We start from the raw sequence: 1,345 nt of genomic DNA on the forward strand, positions 1-1,345 counted from the left end.
AACCAGCAGCCCGCAGCCTAACGTCAACCCAATCGAGCCAGACCCTCCAAAGCGTCATGGCCTCCGAAGTCCCGAAATATCTGACGACGGACAGTAGGCGATCAGGCTCGGCATCTTGCGGTTCGTTTTCTCGGTCATTTTCAGTTCCTTTCGTTCAAAGTTGCTTCGATGCGAAAGGCCGGGCGGGCGTCATCAGCCGCCGCTGTCAAGACCAACACGGGAGCGCAGCGAATGGAGCGGGCAGCGTCATTGACGGCAAGGCGACGGTCGTCAGAACCAGCATCACCTGAAGCAACGGGCGAAAGGGACGGGATGTAATGACCGGGTAATCGCAAGATCGGGACTTGCTCGAACGTCTATTCCTGACGGCGGAAGGGGCCGAAGGGACAGGCGGCGGCGCGACTACAAACTGAACATGCCGATGCGATAATAATCATTACGGAAAATCGTGTGTCGATCTTCCCGCCGGATCAGTAACTTGGCCAACCCGTGACCAAGAAACCGCAGCGACGGAAGCGTATCAGAATCCACTCAAGCGTGGCTGGCACCATCGCAGTGTGCTGGGCCGCACACCGGGTCGCGACGGGCGACCGATCGGGCTTTGGTGCTGGGGAGCCCGGTTCTGATACGCTGGAAGATAACGGAGGAAGCCATGAGAGAACGGATCGTTACACTGGAATACGCCGGCACCGAAGATGAACACGGCATTGTTGACGGCCTTGCCCTGGCGCGCGAGCTGATCCGGGATGCGCACAAGCTGGTGACCTTCTATGCGGGGCCTGACGCACCGTGCAGCGGGCTATTCGAGATATTGATGGCGGAGGCATTTTCGGACAATGCAGTCAATGGCATGCCTTGCCGCGTGATCGGCGCAGACCCGGGCTCAGCAGATTATGAAAATCGGCGCCGCGCCCACCTACGCGATGCGCAGACTCGTGTTGCAGCGGTGTTCATCGAAGGTCGCACTGCGCTGCAGGGCTAAGCACGCTGCGAGATTTTATACTGCCTGCCTCGGCAGATAGACCTTCACCAGATGCGAGATTTCGCCATGAGCCTGCACCATTGCAGCGGTGCCAGGCGGAGTGTTGTCATGACAGGCGTCATTCACGGTCTTCTTGAAAACGGTAAACTTGCCTGGATGGGACGGATCTCGATCTAGAAGCGGCTCGATGTGCGGGAGTAGCCATTCCATCGTCTTTCCGTCGTAGTCGGTGAGCGAAGCGGCGGCGTCACCCTTTTTGCGGCGTTCATTCGTTGACTGTTAAGAAGCCGTCTGGAGCGCGGTTTTGGGGCCAATGGCTTTGGCAAAGGCCTCCAGGATGAGGCGCAAGAGAAGCCTCAGCCA

General features: G+C 58.5%; 2 protein-coding genes. One reads left to right on the forward strand and one right to left on the reverse strand.

What is annotated here, in order from left to right; all coding sequences use genetic code 11:
• Nucleotides 1–652: 652 nt before the first annotated feature.
• Complete coding sequence (locus tag Q331_RS0119195) at nucleotides 653–982, forward strand: hypothetical protein (RefSeq protein WP_034493299.1); 330 nt, start codon at nucleotides 653–655, stop codon at nucleotides 980–982.
• A gap of 15 nt (nucleotides 983–997) precedes the next feature.
• On the opposite strand, the gene Q331_RS23870 is transcribed toward Q331_RS0119195, so the two are convergent.
• On the reverse strand, nucleotides 998–1,192 hold the full coding sequence (locus Q331_RS23870; RefSeq protein WP_156953431.1) for a hypothetical protein: 195 nt from the start codon (nucleotides 1,190–1,192) through the stop codon (nucleotides 998–1,000).
• Nucleotides 1,193–1,345 lie beyond the last annotated feature (153 nt).

Origin of the sequence: Afifella pfennigii DSM 17143, assembly GCF_000688515.1 — a bacterium.
In the GTDB taxonomy this organism is placed as follows: Bacteria; Pseudomonadota; Alphaproteobacteria; order Rhizobiales; family Afifellaceae; genus Afifella; species Afifella pfennigii.

Bases quoted from the DNA above. Each gene is read 5' to 3' on its own strand.
- Q331_RS0119195 (WP_034493299.1), top strand. From the start codon at position 653: ATGAGAGAACGGATCGTTACACTGGAATACGCCGGCACCGAAGATGAA.
- Q331_RS23870 (WP_156953431.1), bottom strand. From the start codon at position 1,192: ATGGAATGGCTACTCCCGCACATCGAGCCGCTTCTAGATCGAGATCCG.